Origin of the sequence: Rhizobacter sp. Root404, assembly GCF_001425865.1 — a bacterium.
In the GTDB taxonomy this organism is placed as follows: domain Bacteria; phylum Pseudomonadota; class Gammaproteobacteria; order Burkholderiales; family Burkholderiaceae_C; genus LMDS01.
Map to the genome: position 1 here is coordinate 830,616 of NZ_LMDS01000001.1, position 20,934 is coordinate 851,549.

Consider the following 20,934-nt stretch of genomic DNA (forward strand, 5'->3'; position numbering starts at 1 on the left):
TCTAGGGAGGAGAACGGCGCGTCGATCCCGGCATCAGCGGCGCGCTCAGGCGGACCGGAACGCGCTCATCGCCACGACTCGAGCTCCAGCGTGCGCGTGCCGCCGGTCAGGAATGCCGAGCCGGCCGGCTCGCTGCGTTCCATGCGCGCGAGCCCGACGCCGGGGCAGTACCACTCGAGCGTCGTGAGCGGCATGTCGCGCCAGCCGCTGGCCGGGTCGGCGTAGATGCGCACGCTGGCGCTGCCGCGCACGCGCAGGCAGCGGTCGAAGTGGCCGGCGGGCACGTCGAGCGATTCGGCGAGCGCTTCGATCTGGTAGGTCATCGGCACCTTCGGGTGGGTGTGCCGGATCTCGCGCGGGAACTCGCTGCGGCGCATCAGCAGGTAGGCCGTCGTCGTCGCCTGCCACTGCGTGCCGACGACGAATGGCGCCTTCAGCACGAAGCGCGGCGGCTTGTCGGGCACCGGCTCGGGGTCGAGGTCGCTCTTGCTCGCGACGCGGTAGATGCCGCTCGCGTCCGCTTGCAGCCAGTAGTCGAGGCCGCTGTCGCTGCGGCGCCGGAACGCGGCCACGTCGCCGAGGGCGGGCACCGCTTCGCGGCCGATCGTGCGCAGCGTCAGCGTCTCGCGTTCGCTGGCGTCGTCGCCGAGGCGGGTCGTCACGCGGTAGGTCCAGCGGTGGCCGGCGTCGAGCGGGAACAGCGCATCGGCCGACGGCGCGCGCTCGCAGCCGGCGAGCACGGTCGCGACCGCGGCCGCGATCACGACGTTCGCGAGCGCAGTGCGCGACGTCATCACTTCTCCGGCAGCTGCGGCACGGGCATGTCGCGCAGCTTGACCGAGCGCTCGTCGTTGCCCGGCCGCAGCCACGACAGCCCGTTGCGGCCGGCCTTCGGCTCGCTGGTGCCGACCTGGCTGACCCCTTCGCGGATCTTCTTCATGCCCTCGTTGAGCAGCGCGTGCAGGTCCTTCGCGTAGGGCAGCTGGAAGGCGCGCGGCTGCGCGCTCGGCTTGCCGTCCTCGAGCGCGTTGACCCACACGTACAGCGCGCCCGGGCGCTTGGTGTTCGGCTCCTCGATCACTGCGGCGAGGAGCACGAAGCGCTCGGGCAGCGCATCGCTGCTCGGCCAGCCCCACATGCCGTGCACGACCTCGTTGGCGAAGAAATAGAAGACGGTGACGCCGACCACCAGCACGCCCTTCAGCCAGCCCGGCCAGCGTGACCAGAGCAGCGCGAGCAGGGTCAGGAAGGCGAGGGCGGCCAGGCTCAGCACGACGGGCAGGGTCATAGGCGTTGCACCAGTGATTTGGGCAGGGTGTTGACGTTGACGACCTGGCCGTCGGGCAGCACCGTGAAGCGCGCGGCGGTGGCCTCGTCGCCCTGGCGGGCGAGGCGCAGCTGGCCGTAGAAGACGACCTCGGCGCGTGGGTTGACCTTGATGACCGAGACGGTCACGTCCACCGGCTGGCCGTCGCGCGACTGGTAGTACTGCACGTTGACGGTGAACTCGCCCGGCAGGATGCCGCGCACCGTCACCACCTCCTGGCGGAACGGGCTCTGGATGCGCTGGCCGTTGATGACGATCGCGTCGTTGGCGTCGCCGCGGTCGTCGCGGTCCAGGTACATCAGGCCGGCCTCGCGGGCGCGGAACCACACCAGGTTGCCGCCCGGATCCTGGACCCAGGTGTCGATGTCGTTCGGGTTGCGGTCGGGCCAGCCGACGTTGACGATGTACTCGGCCTTCGACGGGATGTCGCCGGCCTTCAGCGCCTTCGGGTTCATCGCCAGCAGCGCGACGATGAAGCAGAACACGAAGGCGATCAGCATGTTGAACAACATGTCGTAGAACGGATCGACCTCCGCCTCGCGCGCGCCGCGACCGCGCCGCCCGATCATGGCGTCGGCTCCGCGCCTCGCGCCGCGAGGCCGAGCCGCTGCACGTCGGCGACCAGCAGGTCGGCATAGCGGTCCAGCCGCGTCAGCTGCAGGCCGAGCAGGATGTTGCCGACGAGTCCGACCATCGTCGTCAGCAGCGCCACGCCCAGGCCCGTCGTGAGGCTGCGCAGCAGCTCCTGCGATTGCGACGCGTCGAAGCTCGGCGCGTTGCCGATCGTCAGCGCGAGGATCGAGAAGCCGATCACCTTGCCGAGCAGGCCGAGCTTGAGCTGGATGCCGTTGACCCACCAGGCGGTGCCGTGCGGGCCGTGGGTGCGCTCCAGCAGCAGGTCGAGCGCGGTGTCGTGGTCGGGCGCGGGGCCGGCGAGCGCGGCCAGATAGTCGGCGGCCCAGCCGGCCCCGGGCGCGTCGTCGGCATGCGCGAGCGCCCGGCGTTCGCGCTGCAGCTGGCGGCTGCGCGTGCCGCACCACAACGTCGCGGTCGCGAACACCACGATGATGACGAGCGTGATGCCGGTCGGGTCGGAGCGCAGCAGCAGCGCCCAGACGCCGCGCGCGCCGAGCAGCCAGGTCGCGAAGCCGAGCACGCCCGCCAGCGCCAGCCATTCGAGCCAGAGCGGCTCGGACAACGCCGCGGCCTCCTCGCGCCGGCGCGTGGCGCGCCCCGTGTTGATCGAAGCTGTCAGTGCCTTCACAGCTCGATCACCATGCCGTCGTGCGCGACCTCGATGCCGTGGTCGGCCAGCGTGCGGCGCTGCCGGCCATGCGCGTCGAGGATCGGGTTGCTGTTGTTGACGTGGGTCAGGATCTTGCGCGGCGCGTCGGTCGCGTTCAGCGCGTCGATCATGCCGGCGCGCCCCTCGAACGCCATCTGCGGCAGGTGGCCGAGCTCGGAGGCGCTGGGTCCGCCCAGGCCCGCATCACGCAGCTCGTGCTCGTCCCAGAAGGTGCCGTCGACCATCAGGCAGTCGGCCGCGCGCATCCAGTCGAGCTCGGCGCTGCCGACCTCGGCGAGCGCCGGCGAGAAGAAGAAGCGCTGCCCGGTGCGCGTGTCCTGGATGTGCAGCGCGATGCATTCGCCGACCGTCTCGCCACGCTGGCGCGCATGGCGCGGCGCCTTGCCGGGCACATCGACGGCGCAGAACGCGAGGTCGGGGAAGCCCTCGATGCGGAACGGCGCGACCGCCGCGTTGCCCGCGACCGGCAGCATGTGCCAGTGCACCGCGGTGTAGTGGTCGAGCGCGCTGAGCAGCGGCAGGCCGGCGGTCAGGTCCTCGAACACCAGCGGCGTGGCGAACACCTCGAGCCGCTGGCTCTCGCGCAGGCTCAGCAGGCCGGCGACGTTGTGGAGCTGGGAGTCCGTCAGCACGACCGCCTTGATCGGCGAGTCGCGCGGGCCGGCGTGTTGCGTCGGGTGCAGGAGGGTGTTGGCGCGGATCTGCTGCGCGATGTCGGGCGAGGCATTCAGGAGCACCCAGTCCGCGCCGTCCTGCGAGACCGCGACCGAGCTTTGGGTGCGCGCCGCGCCGTCGAGCTCGCCGCGGCGGAACGACGCGCACTGCCGGCACCGGCAGTTCCATTGCGGGAAGCCGCCGCCCGCGCCGGAGCCGAGCACGAGGATCTTCATTCGGCCTCGCCGGCGCGCTGCGGTGTGCGGTTCATGGTCTCCTCGTTCTTGTCGTGATCGGACTGCGGCAGGGAGCTTGCTTGGGAGCAAGCCGTGCGAATCGAACCCCTTCAGCAATACGCATGCCGGTGCGCCGCAGGTCCGTGGCACGCTTCGCGAGCCGCCGGGACGTCATGGAACACCCTGATTTGCTCCATGGCGGAGCAGTGCGGTGGAGCAGTGGTACAGGGAAAGCCCTCTGTCGAATTTCGCGCTCGATCGGCGGCTGCGAGGGGCTGGATCGCGGCGCTGCTGGCGGTGTCCGCGGCGCCGGGCGTGGCCGCCGAGGCGGCCTGCGACGGGCTGGCCGAGGTGCCGCTGGTGCCGGTGGCGGCGCAGGTCTGGCGCGTGCCGGCCGCGCGCGGCGAGAGCGACGCCGCCAACGGCGGTGTGGTCGCGCAGTTGGTCGTCGTGCAGGACGGTGCGCGCGTCTGGCTGGTCGGCAGCGGCCCGACACCGGCCTTCGGCGCGGCACTCGGCTGCGCGATCCAGCGCCGGCTCGGCCGGCCGGTGAGCGACGTGGTCAACACCCGGGCCGCGCCCGAGCTGGCGCTCGGCAATGCCGCCTTCCCGGCGGCGCGGGGGTGGGCCCTGCCCGACGTGATCGCGGCGATGCGCGCGCGCTGCGGCACGTGCCTCGATCGCCTGAAGGCGCGCATCGGCGCGGCCGGCAAAAGCCTGCGTCACGACCGCATCCGCGTGCCGACGCAGCCGGTCGGCGGCGCCGGCGCCAGCCGCGGCGCACTCGGGCCGTTCGCGTGGCGGGCGCTGCCTCGGGCGCGCGGCGAACGCACGCTGGTGCTGCGCCACCGGGCCACGTCGATCGTCGTCGCGCAGGGCCTGCTGTGGACCGACGACGTGCCCGACCTGCGCGAGACGGACAGCGCCCTCCTGCTGGGCAGCCTGCGCGCGCTGCAGCGCTTCGCGGTGGGTGCTCGCCTGCTCGGCGAACAGGGCGACGTGGCCGACGCGCACGCCGTCGCGCAGCAGGTCGCCTACGTCGATGCGCTGCGCGGCGCGGTGCGCTCGCACCTGGAGCGCGGCGATGTCGACGGTGCGGCCGGCATCGGGGTCGACGTGCCAGGGTTCGCGGCGCTGCCCGGCTACGCGCGGCGCCACCCGCTCAACCTGCAGCGGGTCTGGCGCGAGCGCGAGGCGGAGCTGATGCGCTGACGGCGGCGACCGTCAGGTGGTGCCGTCGGTGACGTTCCAGCGCAGCTTGCGGTAGATCGTGTTGCGGCTGATGCCGAGCTGCTTGGACGCGGCGGAGATGTTGCCGTTCACGGCCTCGAGGACGTTGCGGATCATCTCGATCTCGACCTGCTCCAGCGTGTGCGTCGGCGCGGGCTCGGCCGGCATCACGCCGCGGTGGGTGCGCACCGCGACGTCCGCAGGCGGCGTGGCGATCGCGCAGGCCGAGCCGGGGGTCGTCTCGACCGTGAACGGCGGCTGGTAGGCCGGCCCCGGCATCGCCGGCGGCGCGGCGGTCGTCACGGCGCGCTGCGCGTCCTCGAGGAAATCGTCCGACAGGTGGGCGCTGGTGATCTCGTGCTCGCCGGCGGACATCACCGCTGCGGTGCGCAGCACGTTGGCCAGCTGGCGGATGTTGCCGGGCCAGCGGTAGCGCCTGAACAGGTCGAGCACGCGCGGGCTCAGCGCCGGCGTGTCCTGCGGGCGCTCGGCCTGCAGGATGCGCCGCGCGACCGCTTCGAGGTCGGTGCGTTCGCGCAGCGCCGGCAGCCGCAGCGCGAGGCCGTTGAGGCGGTAGTAGAGGTCTTCGCGGAACTCCTGGCGGTCGATCATCTCGCGCAGGTTGCGGTGGGTGGCGCCGATCACCGCGATGTCGACAGGGATCGCCTTGGTGCTGCCCAGCGGCGTCACGCAGCGCTCCTGCAGCACGCGCAGCAGGCGGGCCTGCAGCGGCTGCGGCATGTCGCCGATCTCGTCGAGGAACAGCGTGCCGCCGTTGGCCTGGACGATGCGCCCCGGCGCGCCCTTGCGGCGGGCGCCGGTGAACGCGCCGTCTTCGTAGCCGAACAGCTCGGCCTCGATCAGCGACTCGGGGATCGACGCGCAGTTCACCGCGACGAACGGCTGCCGCGCGCGGTTGGAGTCGTGGTGCACCGCGCGCGCCAGCAGTTCCTTGCCGGTGCCGGTCTCGCCGAGGATCAGCAGCGGGATGTCGCGGTCCAGGATGCGGCGGATCTTCTGCACCAGCACGTCGACCTGCGGGTCACCGGTGCGCAGGTACTGCAGGCCGGAGAACGGGCTGCCCTCCGGTCGGCGGTCGGTCGAGGAGGGCCCGGCCAGGCGCGGGCTGGCCGCGGGCGCGAGCACGTGGTCGGGCGCGGCGTCGTCGCCGTGGCGGCCGGCGATCACCGGGCGCGACGGCCAGTCGAAGCGCGCGGTTGCGTGGAACAGCTGGCCGCTGGGCAGGCTCAGGTGCATCGGCGCCGACATCGGCATCCGGAAGTGGTCGTAGATCGCCGACGGCGTGGTGCCGAACAGCGTGGTCACGCTCTGCATGCGCAGCGCGGCGCCGCTGATGCCTAGCTGGTCGAGCGCGCTGCGGTTGGCGCCGAGGATCTTGCCGTCCGGCCCGACGACGACGATGCCTTCCAGCAGCGTGCCGATGAACTCGGCGCGGCTGTGGAAGTGCAGGCGCAGCCGGTTGTTGAAGTCGTCCGAGAGCCAGTGGTTCTCGATCATCCGCGCCGACATGCGCACCAGCCCCATCGTGTGCTGGTGGTAGCTGCGGTGGTCGCCGGTCACGTCCAGCACGCCGAGCATGTTGCCGCGCGGGTCGAAGATCGGCGCCGCCGAGCAGGTCAGGAAGTGGTTGGCGTGGATGAAGTGCTCGTGGGCGTGCACGAGCGTCGGCGCGGCCTCGAACAGCGCGGTGCCGATCGCGTTCGTGCCCTTCGAGTGCTCGGCCCAGTTCTCGCCGGGCGCGAGCGCGACCTTGTCGGCGCGTTCGAGGAAGTCGTCGTCGCCCACGGAATGCAGGATCGTGCCCTGCGCGTCCGTCAGCACGATCATGCTTTCGGTGTTGACGATCTGCTCGAACAGCATCTGCATCACCGGCGCAGCGTGCACGTAGAGGCGGTGGTTGCGTTCGCGGGCGACGTTCAGGTCGCTGCGGATCATCGGATCGAAGTCGCGCTTCTCGCCGCGCGACAGGCCCAGCGCTGCGCTGCGCTGGTGGGAGCGTTCGATGAACTCGACGCGCGGCGGGCTCACGGTGCCGGCGATGGCGCGGTCGTCGCCGCGCTTGGTCGGCAGGCCCATCGGACCGTTCGAATCTCGAGCGGATGTGGTCATGGTCGTCTCCGCCTGCCGTGCAGGTTGTCTCTGTCGTCGTCGCAGGTGTGTGTGCCCTCTCCAGGGACTGTCACCGCTCGTGAAAGGCGCTGGTACAGCCCGCCGCGGCGCGATGCTGTTCCAAAAGGGCTCTATTGTCCATAGGAACTCCGGGCCTGTGACAGGCCGAGTGCTCAAGGCTGGAACACTGGGCCGTGGCACAGCGTTTGCACAAATGCCGGCAACGAACGCTTTCTCGATTCGACACCGGAGACAACCCCATGAAGACCTCGATCCGACAGCGGCTCGGCCGCGCCACGCGCCCGGGTGGCGTGCAAACCCTGATGGCCGGCGCTGCCGTCATGGCCAGCGCCTTGGCCTGGGCCCACGGCGACGTGACGCCGCAGGCCGTCGACACCTCCAGCCTGCCGAAGGTCGGTGCCGCATGGCGCGCCGAGAACCCGTACCGCTCGAACCCCGCGGCGGTGCAGGTCGGCAGCTCGGCGTACAGCCAGAACTGCGCGCGCTGCCACGGCATCGATGCGGTCTCGGGCGGCATCGCGCCCGATCTGCGCAAGCTCGACAACGACTGCGCGACGACCAAGGACGCGGCGCGCAAGGCCGCCTGCGTGAAGGACAACGACGAGTATTTCCTCACGACGGTGCGCCACGGCCGCACCCGCAACGGCGCCGTCTACATGCCGCCGTTTGAGGGCACGTTCGACCAGGAGGCGATCTGGGCGATCAAGGCCTACCTGGAAACCCGCCGCGAGAAGGCCCTGTGACGCGCGCCGGCGTGCGGCCGGGCCGACGCGCGGCCCTCGGCCGGATCGCCGCGGCCACGGCGCTGCTCGGCCTGGGCGGCGCGGCGATGCGCGCGGGCGCGGCGACGCTGGTCAAGGTGCGCGAGCGCGGCAGCCTGATCGTTGGTGTCTACAACGACATGCCGCCGTTCCATGTCGCCGGCAAGGGGATCGACGTCGAGCTGGCGCAGGCCCTGGCCGACGGGCTGGGCGTCAAGCTCTCGCTGCTGCCGTTCAACGCCGACGAGAACATGAACGACGACCTCCGCAACATGGTCTGGCGCGGTCACTACCTCGGCTACGGACCGGCCGACGTGCTGATGCACGTGCCGGTCGACCGCCCGCTGATGGACGCGACGCCGCAGGCGACGATCTTCGCGCCCTACTACCGCGAGCGCATCGTGATGGCCCGCGAACTGGCGAAGGTGCCGGCACTCGACACGATGCAGCAGCTCGCCGGCCAGAAGATCGCGGTGCCGGGGCAGACGCTCGCCGGCTGGCTGCTGCTGGGTGCGGACGGCGGCGCCTACCGCAGCCAGCTCAGCACCCAGTGGAAGGACGGGACCGAGTGCGCCCGGGCGCTGCAGCGTGGCGAGGTCAGCGTCGCGGCGGGCACCAGCTCCGAGATCGAATCGGTGCTGCGCGGCGACGCGCGGTACGCGATCGAGCCGATGCCGTCGCCGCGCGCACCGCGCAGCGGCTGGGCCACCGGCCTCGCGGTGAAGCGCGATGCCGTCGATCTGGCGCAGGCACTTCAGACCGTGATGAACGGTCTTGCGGAGTCCGGTCGCCTGAAGGATCTGTTCGTGCGTTACAACGTGGGCTGGCGCACGGCCTGATCCGCCGCTCGCCTCGGCCCGCGCGCCGGCCCGCCACCGGCGGGCCGGGCGACGCACAACGACAGACGGAGACACGATGAACCCGACCTTCCCGGCGCGCCTAGTCGCGGCCTTCTGCACGACCACGTCGCTGGCGTGGGCCGCCGAGGGCGACGCCCCGCGATCTCCGGCCGCGGCGCAGCTGGCGCCGGTGGTGGTGACGGCGACGCGGATCGAGGCGCTCGCCGCCGACGTGCCGGCGTCGATCACGCGCATCGACGGCGACGACGTGCGCAACGCCCACGCGCTGGTCAACATCTCGGAGAGCCTGGGCGCCGTGCCGGGCCTGCTGGCGCGCGACCGCCAGAACTATGCGCAGGACGTGCAGATCTCGGTGCGCGGCTTCGGCGCGCGCTCGACCTTCGGCATCCGCGGCGTGCGGCTGTATGTCGACGGCATCCCGGCGACGCTGCCGGACGGCCAGGGCCAGATCACCAACGTCGAGCTCGGCTCGGTCGAGCGGATCGAGGTGCTGCGCGGGCCGTTCTCGGCGCTGTACGGCAACTCGTCGGGCGGCGTGATCCAGGTGTTCACCGCCGAGGGCCGTGGCGCGCCGACGCTCGGCTTCGGCGTCTCGGGCGGCAGCGACGGCGCGCTGCGCTACGGCGTGCAGGCGAGCGGCGGGACCGACGGCGGCTTCGGCTACAACCTCAGCGCGAGCCGCTTCCAGACCGACGGCTACCGCGACCACAGCGAGACCGAGCGCACGCTGGGCAACGCCAAGCTCACGTTCCGGCCGGATGCCGACAACAAGTGGACGCTGATCGCGAACAGCGTGGCGCTGCCCAAGGCGCAGGACCCGCTGGGCCTGAACCGTGCGCAGTACGAGGCGAACCCGCGCGGCGTCGACCCGTCTGCGCTCGCGTTCGACACCCGCAAGACCGTCAACCAGACGCAGCTGGGCGTGATCTACGAGCGCCGTGTCGATGCCGCCAACTCGTTGCAGGCGATGGTCTACGGTGGCCACCGCGGCACCGAGCAGTACCAGTCGATCCCGGTGGCCACGCAGCAGAGTTCGCCGCGCCAGCCGGGCGGCGTGATCCTGCTCGGCCGCGACTACGAGGGCACCGACCTGCGCTGGACCAGCAAGCTGCAGCTCGGGGCGACACCGCTGACGCTGGTCGGCGGGGTCGCGTACGACGTGCTCGCCGAGCACCGCCAGGGTTACCAGAACTTCATCGGCAGCACGCTCGGCGTGCGCGGCGCGCTGCGCCGCGACGAGGGCAACGACGTGTCCAGCTTCGACCAGTACCTGCAGGCGGCGTGGCAGTTCGCGCCGCAGTGGTCGCTGAACCTCGGGGTACGCCACAGCCGCGTCAGCTTCACGTCGACCGACGCGTACATCGTCGGCACCAACCCCGACGACAGCGGTCGCGCCGCGTACAGCGCGACGCTGCCGGTGGCCGGGCTGATGTTTGCGGTCAACGACAACCTTCACCTGTATGCGACGGCGGGTCGCGGCTTCGAGACACCGACGCTGAACGAGCTCGCCTACCGCAGCGGCGGCCAGACCGGGCTGAACTTCGGGCTCGAGTCGTCGACCAGCACCAGCGTCGAGGTCGGCGTGAAGGCCAGGCTGGACGGGTGGGGCGAGGCCACGCTCGCGGCCTTCCGCACCGACACCGCGCACGAGATCGTCACGCAGACCAATCTCGGTGGCCGCACGACCTATCAGAACGCGGGCGCGACACGGCGCACGGGTGTCGAGGCGAGCTGGACCGCCACCTGGTTCGAGAACCTGCGCGCGCAGGTCGCGGCCACGCTGCTGAACGCCACCTACCGGGACGGGTTCCTGACCTGCACGGCCGTTCCGTGCGCCGCCGCCAACGTGCAGATTCCGGGCGGCAACCGCATCCCCGGCATCGCGCGCGGGTCGCTGTTCGCGGCGCTGAACTGGGCACCGCCGGCAGGATGGCGCGCCGGCATCGAGGCACGCTACGTGACGGGCGTGTTCGTCAACGACGCCAACAGCGACATCGCGCCGCGCTATGCGATCGCCTCCGCTTCCGTTGGCTACGTGCTGCCGCTCGGCCGCTGGGAACTGAACGGCTTCGTGCGCGGCGACAACCTGTTCGATCGGCGCTATGCCGGCTCGGTGATCGTCAACGAGGGCAACGCGCGCTTCTTCGAGCCCGCGCCGGGCCGCACCTGGCTGGCCGGCCTGTCGGCGACGGTGAAGTTCTGACGCTGCCGCCGCCATGAGCCCGACCGACCCCACCCGTTACGACCGCGTCGCCAGCCTGCTGCACTGGCTGATCGGCATCGCGCTGCTCGGGCAGATCACGTTCGGCTTCCTGCTCGACGACCTGGCGCCGCGCGGCACGCCGGCACGCGCGGCGACGATCAACCTGCATAAGTCGGTCGGCCTGGTGCTGGGCGCGCTGATCGTGCTGAGGCTGCTGTGGCGCCTGCGGCACCGGCCACCGCGCTGGCCGGCGAGCCTGCCGCTGTGGCAGCAGCGCGCCGCGCGCCTGGGCCACCACGCGATGTACGCGTGCATGCTGACGATGCCGCTCTCGGGCTACATCGCCTCCAACTTCAGCAAGCACGGCATCAAGTTCTTCGGCCTCGCGCTCAAGCCCTGGGGGCCCGACATCCCGGCCGTGTATTCGGCCTTCAACCTGCTGCACGTGGCGACCGGCTGGCTCTTCACTGCGCTGATCGTCGGCCACGTGCTGATCGCGCTGAAGCACGGCCTGGTCGACCGCGACGGCATCCTCGCGCGCATGTGGCCGTGGTCGGCACGGCGCGGCAGCCCCCACCCTGTGACCGATTCCGGAGGTTCCCGATGACACGTTTCTCCCACTGCCTCGCCGTCGCCGCCGTCGCCGCGGCCTGTTCGTTGCCGATGGTGGCTGGCGCCGCGCCGTTCGCCTATGTGCCCAACGAGGGCTCGGGCACGCTGAGCGTGATCGACACCCAGACCGACAAGGTCGTCGCCGAGATCGCGGCCGGCAAGAAGCCGCGTGGCATCGTGGTCGGCACCAGCGGCGCGTTCGTGTACGTGAGCGATCAGCCCGCGAACCGGCTGACGATCATCGACACGGACAAGCGACGCGAGTCCGGCAGCATCGCGCTCGGCGAATCGCCGGAAGGCCTGGGCCTGTCGCCGGACGGCCGCTGGATCGTCGCGGCGATCGAGGAGACGAACGAGATCATGTTCGTCGACACGCGCACCAACGCCAAGGTCTTCGCCGTCAAGGTGCGCGGCAAGAACCCCGAGCACGCGATGTTCAGCCCGAACGGCCGGCTCGTCTTCGTCAGCGCCGAGGAGGGCGGCGCGATCGACGTGATCGACGTGGACAAGCGCGCGCAGATCGCGCAGATCCCGGTCGGCGACCGGCCACGCGGCATCGGCTTCTCGCCGGACGGTCAGCGCGCCTACGTCGGCGCCGAGAACTCGAGCGAGGTCTACGTGCTCGACGCCGTCGCGTTCCAGGTCGTCACCAAGCTCAAGGGCGGCGTGCGCAGCAACGGCATCGCGGTGCATCCGGACGGCAAGCGCGTCTACATCTCCAACGGCGGCGACGCCACCGTGTCGGTGCTCGACACGGCCACCAACACGATCGTCGCGACCATCGGCGTCGGCCAGCGGCCGTGGAACATGGCGCTGACTCCGGACGGCAAGAAGCTGTATGTGGCGTGCGGGCGGTCGGGCTCGGTGTCGGTGATCGACACGGAGCGGCAGGTCAAGATCGCCGACATCGGCGTCGGCAAGCTGCCGTGGGGCGTGGCGATCCGTTGACGCCCTGGACCGATCAGGCACTGTTGATTCTTTGCCCTGCCACGGCGGGTCGATCGATCACCAGGAACACGCCACACGCCAGCGCCAGCGGCCCGAGGTAGTAGACCGCGCGATACGCGACCAGCGCCGCCAGCAGTTCCCCCTGCGGCACGCGGTGCGCCAACAGCGCGACGAACACCGCTTCGAGCACGCCGAGGCCCGCCGGCACGTGCGTGATGACGCCGGCGACCGCGGCGACGAGCAGGACCGCAAGCACGGTCGGGTACTCGATCTTGTGCTGCAGCAACGTCCACACGACCGCGGCGATCAGCAACCAGTTGATCGACGAGACGGCGAGCTGCAGCACGGCGATCCGAGCCGAGGGCAAGCGCAGGTCGCGCCCGCGCACCCGCCACTCGCGGCGCGTCGCGAACGTGCAGGTCGCCAGGTACGCGCCGGCGGCGGCCAGCATCGCGGCGCCGAGCACGCGCAAGCCCTCGCTGCCCAGGCGCCAGTCCGGTGGCAATGGCAGCGGCGCGAGCGCGAACACCAGGCCACCGACGACCAGGTAGCCGAGCCAGTTGGTCAGCATGCTCAGCGCCAGGATCTGCGTGATCACGCCGGTCGCCAGGCCATGCCGCGAATAGAGGCGGTAGCGGAAGGCGATGCCGCCGACCAGGGAGCCGAGATTGAGGTTGAACGCGTACGACGTGAAGCCGATCGCGGCGACCTGCCAGCGTGGCAATTCATGCTTCGTCTGGTGACGGCCGATCAGATCGTAGCTGCAGTACACCGTGAAGCTCGCGAGTGCGAGCGCCGCGGCGGCCAGGAGGGTCGACAGCGGGTAGGCCAGCAACGCGGTGCGCACCGCGCTCCAGTCGACGCTGCGCGCCTGGTGCGCGACCAGCCCGAGCACCAGCACGAAGAACGCGATGGTGAGCACGCGCCTGGCCGGTGCCCACCATCGGTGCGATCTGATGCCGTGCAGCGCGCCGCCCGATGGGCCACCGGATGCGCGGGCCGCCGCGTCAGCCGACACGCCGGCCCCCCGGCGACGGCGACATCTCGATCGGGCCCGGTTCGCACGCGGCCAGGGTCGGCCGGTGGCGGGGCAGTCGGCTGGCCCAGCCGGGGAAGCGGCGCAGCACGTGGAAGACCACCGCCGAGCGCAGGTTGACCCACCAGCGCCAGCCGGTGTGCTCCAGGTGCTTCACCTGCGTGCACTCGTGCGCGATCAGGTGCTCGAGCCGCCCCCGCAGGTGCTGCGCGAATGCGCGGTCGCGCAGCACGACGTTCGCTTCCAGATTCAGCGAGAGGCTGAGCGGGTCGAGGTTGCTGGAGCCGACGGTCGCCCAGTGCTCGTCCACCACCGCCACCTTGCCGTGCAGCGGCCGCTTGCAGTACTCGTGGATCTGCACGCCGGCGCGCTGCAGGTGCTCGTAGAGCAGCGCCGCCGCGGTCTTGACGATCGGCATGTCGGGCTCGCCCTGCAGGATCAGCTGCACGTCCACGCCGCGGCGTGCGGCGCGGCGCATCTCGCGCAGCAGGCGGTAGCCGGGGAAGAAGTACGCGTTCGCGATCAGCACGCTCTTGCGCGCGCTGCGGATCGCGGCGCGGTAGTGGCGCTCGATGTCGTTCGGGTGGTCGATGTTGTCGCGCGTGACGAGCAGCGCCTCGACATCGCCCGCCGGCGCGCTGCGGGCCGGCTGGCGGCGCGCAGCGGGGACGCCGATCGCGGTGCGCGCGAACTGGCGGATCTCGTCGACGATCGGCCCGCGCAGCTCGACGGCGTAGTCCTGCTTGGCTTGCGGCCCGAAGTCGGCGAGGTGGTCGGCGGAGTAGTTGATGCCGCCGACGAAGGCACGCTCGCCGTCGACGACGACGATCTTGCGGTGCATCCGCCGCAGCACATTGACCCGCACGCCGAACAGGCGCGAGGTGGGGTCGAACGTGCGCACGCGCACGCCCGCGCCGGTCAGCGCGCCCAGGTACTCGCCGCTCAGGTCGGACGAGCCGAAGCCGTCGACCATGACGTCGATCTGCACGCCGCGCGTCGCGGCATCCAGCAGCGCGGCGTGCAGTTCCTTGCCGACCTTGTCCTCGAACACGATGAAGGTCTCGAGGATCACCTCGCGCCGCGCATTGCGGATCGCCTCGAACACGGCGGGGAAGAACTCCTCGCCGTTCTCGAGCAGACGCGCGTCGTTGCCACCGGTCCAGCGCGAGCTCATACGCGGATCTCCGCGGCGAGCGGGGCGTGGTCCGACAGGCGCGACCACGGATCGCGCGGCAGCGGCACCGGCGTGTCGCCCTTGGTGTTGCGCACATAGATCCGGTCAAGTTCGAGCATCGGCAGGTGGGCCGGAAACGTCTTGGCCGCGCGCCCGGTCGCATGCACGAACACTTCGCGCAGCCCGGTGCTGCGTTCGAGCGTCGCGTGGGCGCGGCGGCGCCAGTCGTTGAAGTCGCCGGCGACGAGCAGCGGCGCGTCAACGGGCACGTGGGTGCGGATCACCTCGCCCAGCAGGTCGAGTTGGCGCAGTCGATGCGATTCCTTCAGGCCGAGGTGAACGCAGATCGCATGCAGTGCCGTGTCGCGGCCCGGAATGCGCAGTGTGCAGTGCAACAGGCCGCGCGTCTCGTGGCCGTCGATCGAGACATCGCGGTTCTCATACGCGACGATCGGGAACTTGGACAGCACGGCATTGCCGTGGTCGCCGTGCGGATAGACCGCGTTGCGCCCGTACGCGAAGTCGGGCCAGATCTCGTCGGCGAGGAATTCGTAGTGCGGCACCTCGGGCCAGCGGCCGATGCGGGTCGAGTGCAGGTGGTGCTCGCCCTGGACCTCCTGCAGGAAGACGACGTCGGCGCCGACGACGCGCACCGCGTCGCGCAACTCGTGCAGCACGAACTTGCGGTTCAGGAAGGCGAAGCCCTTGTGCGTGTTGACGGTGAGCACGCGGAACGAGATGTCGGCGGTCGGTTGCATGAGACCGTACCGTACCGGTCCCGCAACCCCCGATCTGTAGGAGAAGGGATGCGCGCGCTGCAGGCCAAGCGCGAGGCCCGCAGCGCTGACGACGCCGCCCTGCGGCTACAGATATCCGCCGTAGTAGTCGTTGACACGGCGGCTGTATTCCGGCGTGTAGGTCGGCACCTCGGTATCCGGGTAGCGCGGCGCATCCGACAGGCGCTCCTTGTCGAGCGGGACGACATAGCCCCCGCGGTCGGTGTCGTACTTCAGCACATCCCAGGGCAGCGGGTAGCGGTCGGTGCCGATGCCGAGAAAACCGCCGAACTCCAGCACGGCGTAGCGCACCTGGCCCGAACGCTTGTCGATCATCAGGTCGTCGATCGATCCGAGCCGGTCGCCGGCTTCGTTGTACACGGCGGTGCCCTCGACCCGCTCGGACGAGATCACGTCGTGGGTGCTCTGCTCGGTCGCGGTGGTGGTGGTGTCCATGATTCTCCTTCGCTGTCGATACGAGGTGCGGCGCGGGAGTGCGCCGCACAGGACCAATGTTTGGCGACGGTTCGCACTTCAGCGATCGGCCCAACGGCCCTCGGCTTGTAGGACCAGTCCGTCCGGCCGCATCGTGGCCGGTGGCCGTCAGTCGGCTGCGTGCCTTCCGATCTCCGCGTATCGCGGTCTCCTACAAGCCGGCAGTAGGCCGCGAGGGAAAGTAGGGTCACCTTCGTTCCTGGCCTGTGAACACTCGCAGACGCATGCATGCTGCTCACACCCCCTTCGATCGACGCGCACGAGTTCCGGGCTTCGCTGCAGCTGCGCACCCCGCGGCGCGTGCTGTTGCGCCACGGGGAAGTCCATGCGGATCCGCAGAGTCCGCCACCGGTGATCGCCACCGAGGTCTGGCAGGGCCGGTGGATCCGGCGCCGGGCGGGCGACCAGCGCCCCGGTGACGCAAGCTTCCCGCCCCATCTGTACGAGCGCGTCGCCACGGACGCGGGCCGGGTCGAGCCCTGCAACTACCTGCCGTTCCTGTTGGCGGTGCGAGCGGTGGTCGAGTCCGCAGGCGAGGTCGGCGATCGACGTCAGGCGCTGGCGAAGGAGCTCGGCAATGAGGACTGGCGCGGCTTCGTCACCAAGCTGGGCGGCGCGGCCGACATCCTCGATCGGTTCTTCCCGTCGTTCATCAGCACGCTGGACATCCGCAACGCCACGCAGGCGGGCTTCCGGCGCCGCGGCTTGCTCACCGCGGCGCAGATCCTGGCCGCCTCCGATCACGAACTGCTGACCGTCTCCGGCATCGGCGAACTCACCGCCGCGAAGTGTCGCGCCCAGTGCGCACAGGCGGCCGATCCGTACGCCGAGTACGTGGACCACGTCGCCCGCTGAGGAGAGCGACAAGGGGGGCGGTCAGCGCAACGGCCGCCGGGTCGCCTCCGCGCGCGGAATCCAGTAGGCGAGTTGTGCGGCGGCGGCGAGCGCGATCACGCCGGTGATGGCCACGCCGGCGCCGAGCGACAGCGTCGCTGCCACGAACGACAGCAGTGCGGGGCCGCAGGAGGCGCCGATGTCCGACATCAGCCGCCACACGCCGAGGAAGTGGGCGCGGCCGATGCGCGGCGAATGGTCGGCACCGAGCGTCATCACCATGCCCGAGCCGATGCCGTTGCCGAAGCCGATCACGCAGGCGGCGAGCAGCAGGCTGGCGGCGCCGGTCGTCAGCGGCATCAGCAGCAAGGGCAGGCCCATCACGAGCATCGACGGCACCGCGACCCAGCGCCGGCCCCTCACGTCCATCACCTTGCCGGCGGGGTAGAACACCAGCAGCTCGACGCCGCCGGCGACGCCATAGATCAGCGCCGCAAGCGACGGCGCGAGCATCAGGTGGTCCGCCCACAGCGGGATCACCACCTGGCGCGTGGCGCGCACCGCGCTGACGAGCAGCACGCCGATGCCGAGCGTCACGAACAGGCGATGGTGGTCGCGCAGGATCGAGCGCAGGGAGGGCGCCGCGCCCGGCGCAGTCGCCACCTCGGTGGCCCGCTCGTCCGGCGGGGCGACGAGGTCGGGGATGCGCGCCGCGACGACGGCAGCCACGAGCAGCGCGACGACGCCGACCGCGAATGCGCCCAGCAACCCGTACCCGTGGATCGCCACCGCCGCGATGAACGGGCCGATGAACAGGCCGACGCGCATCGAGCCGCCCAGCATCGACATCGCCCGCGCGCGGAACTCCGGCGGCACCGCCTCGGTCAGGTAGCTCTGGCGTGCGAGACCGAACACGGCCTGCGAGATGCCCACCATGAAGCAGCCGAGCGCAAACACGGCGAGCTGGCTGGTCCACGCCGACAGCCCGATCGCCAGCGCGCACCACACCGCCGCGGCGACGATCGCCCAACGCTCGCCGCGGTGCATCGTCAGCAGCGACGCCGGGATGTTGCTGAGCAGCGAGCCCACGCCGATCAGCGTCACCACCAGCGCCGCCTCGGCCACCGAGCCGCCGAGATCGCGGGCGCGCAGCGGGATGACCGGCAGGATCGCCCCTTCGCCCAGTCCGAAAAGCAGCGAGGGCGCGAACGCCGAGACGGCGATGCGGCGGAACGAGAAATCGGCGGGCGTCATGCAGGGCGGGGGCGGCAGGGCGATCGTAGCGGCTGCGCCCGGCCGGCGTGCCGCAGGCCGTCCGAGCGCCCCGTGGCCCCGTGGCCCGACGGATCCCGTCAAGCCGGGTGCGGCGGCTGCGGCGTCCTCGCGTCGATCCGGAACGGCGGCACCTGGCGGTACGTGAAGCCGCGCCAGAACCACTCCATCGGTCCGTAGCGGAAGCGCGCGAGCCACCAGTGGCTGAACGCCACCTGCAGCGCATAGACCAGCACGACGAACACCAGCTGCTGCGCGCGCGGCATGCCCCAGTGGCCCAGGGCGAAGCCGTAGAACCAGGTCATGCAGATCAGCGATTGCATCAGGTAGTTCGTCAGCGCCATGCGCCCCATCGGTGCAAGCAGTCGCACGTGCGACCACGGGCCCCGGCTGTGCAGCATCACGACGATCAGGCCGACATACCCCAGGCACGCCGGCAGGTTGCCCAGGAACAGCAATCCGCTGGCGATGCCCCAGCCATCCAGGCGGTCGCCAGGCGTGTGCGACATCGCGATGGCACTGCCCAGCAGGCCGATGCCGATGCCGACCGGCAATCCGTAGAGCGCGAGGCGGCGGAACAGCGGCAGGTGCGCCGCGGTGTTCTCCATCAACCCGGAGCGGACGAACCAGGTGCCGAGCAGGAACATCGCGGTCAGCAGCACCGCGAAGCCGGCATCCCCCGCGGCCTTGTCGATGAAGCGGTCGGCGCGCCAGTACACCGTCTCGGCGTAGCTGCCGTGCGTGAACAGGGCAAGCTCCTCGGCGTTGCGACGTCGGTTGCGCTCCAGCTGCTCCTCGCGCTTGGCGCGTGCCTCGGCCACGCGGGCTGGCACGGAGGCGGCGGCCGCCGCCGGTGCAGGAGCGGTTGCCGCGGATGTCGGCACGGGCCACTGGAGCGGATCGGGGCCGAAGCGCTGGAGCACGCCGCCGGAGATCATGGCGGTCGAGATGAACAGGTAGATGCCGACTGCCGTGCGCAGCACGCGAAGCCGCGCGGGCCGGCGGTATTTCCACGACAGCCAGCCCGCCAGGAACAGCAGCGGCCCCATGATCGTCAGCGGCAGGCGCGGCCCGATCGGTCCGTTGGGGATGACCCACACCACCAGCGCCGCGAGCGAAACCACCGGGCCGGCGGCCATCAGGATGAACGAGAACAACGGCCAGGATCGCCCACGCCATCGCACGCGCCACGTGCCGCGCAGGTACAGCGCGACGGCGCCCGCGATGGCCACGCCGCCCGCGAGCGCGAAGCAGCCGTCGAGGCCCGGTATGAACCCCAGTCCGGCGAGCGCGGCACAGCCGATCAGGATCGGACGCGGCCTGCCGTACAGCACGATCAGCAGCGACAGCGCGCCGACCGCGTAGCTGAACAGGATGTCGCCTTCCCAGATGAAGATGAAGTGCACCGCGCCGATGACCGCCAGCGCGAGGATGCGTCGCAAGTACAGGCGGATGAACTCGCGCCCCGCGCGCTCGGCCCGCACCAGCATCACCGCGAAGCCCATGCCGAACAGCAGCGAGAAGATCGTCCAGAACTTGCCTTGCACGAAGTACGCGACGAACCAGCCGGCCCACCAATCCAGGCCGCTCAGGTTGCGCGGCAAGCCCTGGCCGATGGTGCCGATCGTGCGGTTGAAGAACTCGACGTTCATCAGGAAGATGCCGAGCAGGGCAAATCCACGGATCGCGTCGAGCGCTTCGATGCGCTGGCCCGCGTCGACGGGCGCGAATGCCTTCGCTGGCGCGCCCGCGGGCGCCGGATCGGTCAGGGGGGCATCCATCGTGCGCGATTGTGGCGCCGTGACGCCAGCCGGCGTCAGGTCACGGGCAGACTTCCATCCGCCGCGTCACGCCGCGGATCACCTCGTCGCTGAACCAGAAGAAGTAGCGCGTGACGGTCACGGTCGCGCTGTCCTTGGTGCGGGTCTTGTACTCGACCGGGACGACCCAGCCGACATAGCCGCCGCTGTTGCCGCCCATCGGGCAGGCGCCGCGCTGGGGCGTGCCGATGATCAGCTCGCGGTTCGGATCGATGCCCTTGGCGGTCGCGTCGAAGTAGTTGGTGATCGAGGACTCGTGGTTGCGCGGCGGGATCGCCCGGACGATCGTCTCGCGCGGGGCGGGGTCGTTCCAGGCGCAGCCGCCCACCAGGAGGGTGGCGGCCAGAAGTGCTGCGGCGGTCTTCGTCATCTTGGGTTCCTGCGATGTCGTGGCGCGTGGCCGTCGTGTGGCGCGATCTTGCCACGGCCCGGGGTCGCCACGGATTCTGCCGTTGTTCACAGTTCTTTACGTCGTAGCCAAGCCGTCTTCACCGGTCCGGCCGAGCATTCGTGCACGGGCCATCTGCCTGCAATCCACGGGAGAATTTTCGATGCGTGACATCAAGGTGGCCGCATGGCCACACCAGGGTTCGATGAAGCTGTGGCGTCTGCTGGCGTTCGGCGTGCTCGCGGCGGCCGCGGCCAGCCTGACGCTGCCGGCGCTGGCGCAGGGCCACCATGGTCCTGGCATGGGCGCCGGGCCTGGCGGCGGGATGATGATGTTCGGCGGTTCCCCCGAGCATGTCGCGCGCGCCGTCGACCGCATGCTGGACGGCCTCAATGCCACCGACGCCCAGCGCGCCCAGATCAAGCAGATCGCCACGTCCGCTGCGGCGGACATGAATGCGCAGCACGACGCCGGTCGCGACTTGCACGAGCGCGGCCTGCAGATCTTCACCGCGCCGGTGGTCGATGCGAACGCCGCCGAAGCGCTGCGCCAGCAGATGACTGCCCACCACGACCAAGCCAACAAGCGCATGCTGCAGGCGATGCTCGACGTCGCCCGCGTGCTGACGCCGGAACAGCGTGCCAAGCTCGGCGAGCGCATGAGGGTGCGGCAGGCGAGGATGAAGGACCGCATGCAGCGCATGCAGAGCGAGCACTCGCCGCGTGGCCAGCAACAACCCCCGGCGCCGAAATGAATTCGTCCAAGGCTATGCTCGCCCCCGCCAGTGGCCTGGCCGCGCTCGCGTTGCAGAGCGCGGTCATGTCAAAGCCCCAACCGACCCACGCCGCCCA

General features: G+C 70.8%; 21 protein-coding genes. 8 read left to right on the plus strand and 13 right to left on the minus strand.

All coding sequences use genetic code 11. The annotated features are described in order from the left end of the window. Nucleotides 1–65: 65 nt before the first annotated feature. Genes ASC76_RS03780 through pqqB form a run of 5 tightly spaced genes read right to left on the minus strand, consistent with a single transcriptional unit; the run spans nucleotide 66 to nucleotide 3,523 of the window. Nucleotides 66–794 (minus strand): hypothetical protein, encoded by a 729-nt coding sequence (locus tag ASC76_RS03780; RefSeq protein ID WP_056462530.1) that lies wholly within the window; start codon nucleotides 792–794, stop codon nucleotides 66–68. Beyond that, the gene (locus ASC76_RS03785) at nucleotides 794–1,288 is read right to left on the minus strand and encodes a hypothetical protein (RefSeq protein WP_056462534.1); all 495 of its coding nucleotides are present in this window, start codon (nucleotides 1,286–1,288) and stop codon (nucleotides 794–796) included. The genes ASC76_RS03780 and ASC76_RS03785 overlap by 1 nt, the downstream gene beginning before the upstream one ends. Further along, on the minus strand, nucleotides 1,285–1,896 hold the full coding sequence (locus ASC76_RS03790) for a hypothetical protein (protein WP_056462537.1): 612 nt from the start codon (nucleotides 1,894–1,896) through the stop codon (nucleotides 1,285–1,287). Before ASC76_RS03790 ends, ASC76_RS03785 begins: the two co-directional genes overlap by 4 nt. Beyond that, the gene (locus ASC76_RS03795; RefSeq protein ID WP_235580333.1) at nucleotides 1,893–2,591 is read right to left on the minus strand and encodes a hypothetical protein; all 699 of its coding nucleotides are present in this window, start codon (nucleotides 2,589–2,591) and stop codon (nucleotides 1,893–1,895) included. The genes ASC76_RS03790 and ASC76_RS03795 overlap by 4 nt, the downstream gene beginning before the upstream one ends. Then, complete coding sequence (gene pqqB, locus ASC76_RS03800) at nucleotides 2,588–3,523, minus strand: pyrroloquinoline quinone biosynthesis protein PqqB (protein WP_056462540.1); 936 nt, start codon at nucleotides 3,521–3,523, stop codon at nucleotides 2,588–2,590. The genes ASC76_RS03795 and pqqB overlap by 4 nt, the downstream gene beginning before the upstream one ends. A gap of 297 nt (nucleotides 3,524–3,820) precedes the next feature. Here pqqB and ASC76_RS25035 point away from each other — a divergent pair, with 297 nt between their 5' ends. Continuing rightward, nucleotides 3,821–4,735: a hypothetical protein gene (locus tag ASC76_RS25035; protein WP_056462543.1), complete on the plus strand. Its 915-nt coding sequence runs from the start codon at nucleotides 3,821–3,823 to the stop codon at nucleotides 4,733–4,735. 12 nt (nucleotides 4,736–4,747) lie between these two features. Here the strand turns inward: ASC76_RS25035 and ASC76_RS03810 are convergent, their stop codons facing one another. Beyond that, entirely contained in the window at nucleotides 4,748–6,883 is a 2,136-nt protein-coding gene (locus ASC76_RS03810) for a sigma-54-dependent Fis family transcriptional regulator (protein ID WP_082548697.1), read from the minus strand. 323 nt (nucleotides 6,884–7,206) lie between these two features. Here ASC76_RS03810 and pedF point away from each other — a divergent pair, with 323 nt between their 5' ends. The 5 genes from pedF to ASC76_RS03835 all read left to right on the plus strand — a co-directional run bounded on the left by pedF (nucleotide 7,207) and on the right by ASC76_RS03835 (nucleotide 12,288). Next, nucleotides 7,207–7,647 (plus strand): cytochrome c-550 PedF, encoded by a 441-nt coding sequence (gene pedF, locus ASC76_RS03815; RefSeq protein ID WP_056463188.1) that lies wholly within the window; start codon nucleotides 7,207–7,209, stop codon nucleotides 7,645–7,647. Continuing rightward, nucleotides 7,644–8,504, plus strand: a complete 861-nt coding sequence (locus tag ASC76_RS03820) for an ABC transporter substrate-binding protein (protein WP_056462548.1) — start codon at nucleotides 7,644–7,646, stop codon at nucleotides 8,502–8,504. Before pedF ends, ASC76_RS03820 begins: the two co-directional genes overlap by 4 nt. Before the next feature lie 76 nt (nucleotides 8,505–8,580). Continuing rightward, nucleotides 8,581–10,728 (plus strand): TonB-dependent receptor, encoded by a 2,148-nt coding sequence (locus tag ASC76_RS03825; protein WP_056462549.1) that lies wholly within the window; start codon nucleotides 8,581–8,583, stop codon nucleotides 10,726–10,728. A gap of 13 nt (nucleotides 10,729–10,741) precedes the next feature. Continuing rightward, complete coding sequence (locus ASC76_RS03830) at nucleotides 10,742–11,335, plus strand: cytochrome b (RefSeq protein ID WP_056462552.1); 594 nt, start codon at nucleotides 10,742–10,744, stop codon at nucleotides 11,333–11,335. Further along, entirely contained in the window at nucleotides 11,332–12,288 is a 957-nt protein-coding gene (locus ASC76_RS03835; RefSeq protein WP_235580334.1) for a beta-propeller fold lactonase family protein, read from the plus strand. The genes ASC76_RS03830 and ASC76_RS03835 overlap by 4 nt, the downstream gene beginning before the upstream one ends. Before the next feature lie 13 nt (nucleotides 12,289–12,301). On the opposite strand, the gene ASC76_RS03840 is transcribed toward ASC76_RS03835, so the two are convergent. The 4 genes from ASC76_RS03840 to ASC76_RS03855 form a co-directional block, all read right to left on the minus strand. Then, nucleotides 12,302–13,210, minus strand: a complete 909-nt coding sequence (locus tag ASC76_RS03840; RefSeq protein WP_235580335.1) for a lysylphosphatidylglycerol synthase domain-containing protein — start codon at nucleotides 13,208–13,210, stop codon at nucleotides 12,302–12,304. Between the two features lie 85 nt (nucleotides 13,211–13,295). Then, nucleotides 13,296–14,498, minus strand: a complete 1,203-nt coding sequence (clsB, locus tag ASC76_RS03845) for a cardiolipin synthase ClsB (RefSeq protein WP_056462558.1) — start codon at nucleotides 14,496–14,498, stop codon at nucleotides 13,296–13,298. Beyond that, complete coding sequence (locus ASC76_RS03850; protein WP_056462561.1) at nucleotides 14,495–15,256, minus strand: endonuclease/exonuclease/phosphatase family protein; 762 nt, start codon at nucleotides 15,254–15,256, stop codon at nucleotides 14,495–14,497. Before ASC76_RS03850 ends, clsB begins: the two co-directional genes overlap by 4 nt. Before the next feature lie 105 nt (nucleotides 15,257–15,361). Continuing rightward, nucleotides 15,362–15,730, minus strand: a complete 369-nt coding sequence (locus ASC76_RS03855) for a PRC-barrel domain-containing protein (protein WP_056462564.1) — start codon at nucleotides 15,728–15,730, stop codon at nucleotides 15,362–15,364. A 267-nt stretch (nucleotides 15,731–15,997) separates the two neighbouring features. Between ASC76_RS03855 and ASC76_RS03860 the strand changes: the two genes are divergently transcribed. Further along, the gene (locus ASC76_RS03860) at nucleotides 15,998–16,624 is read left to right on the plus strand and encodes a hypothetical protein (protein WP_056462567.1); all 627 of its coding nucleotides are present in this window, start codon (nucleotides 15,998–16,000) and stop codon (nucleotides 16,622–16,624) included. Between the two features lie 21 nt (nucleotides 16,625–16,645). Here the strand turns inward: ASC76_RS03860 and ASC76_RS03865 are convergent, their stop codons facing one another. The 3 genes from ASC76_RS03865 to ASC76_RS03875 all read right to left on the minus strand — a co-directional run bounded on the left by ASC76_RS03865 (nucleotide 16,646) and on the right by ASC76_RS03875 (nucleotide 20,065). Continuing rightward, nucleotides 16,646–17,857 carry an MFS transporter gene (locus ASC76_RS03865; protein ID WP_056462570.1) on the minus strand — a complete coding sequence of 404 codons (1,212 nt, stop codon included), beginning with the start codon at nucleotides 17,855–17,857 and terminating at the stop codon, nucleotides 16,646–16,648. A gap of 98 nt (nucleotides 17,858–17,955) precedes the next feature. Next, nucleotides 17,956–19,656, minus strand: coding sequence for a DUF418 domain-containing protein (locus ASC76_RS03870; RefSeq protein ID WP_056462573.1), 1,701 nt, complete (start codon nucleotides 19,654–19,656; stop codon nucleotides 17,956–17,958). A 40-nt stretch (nucleotides 19,657–19,696) separates the two neighbouring features. Beyond that, a complete protein-coding gene (locus ASC76_RS03875; protein WP_056462576.1) occupies nucleotides 19,697–20,065 on the minus strand; it encodes a hypothetical protein in 369 nt (122 codons plus the stop codon). 181 nt (nucleotides 20,066–20,246) lie between these two features. Here ASC76_RS03875 and ASC76_RS03880 point away from each other — a divergent pair, with 181 nt between their 5' ends. Continuing rightward, nucleotides 20,247–20,837 carry a Spy/CpxP family protein refolding chaperone gene (locus tag ASC76_RS03880; protein ID WP_056462579.1) on the plus strand — a complete coding sequence of 197 codons (591 nt, stop codon included), beginning with the start codon at nucleotides 20,247–20,249 and terminating at the stop codon, nucleotides 20,835–20,837. Nucleotides 20,838–20,934: the final 97 nt, after the last annotated feature.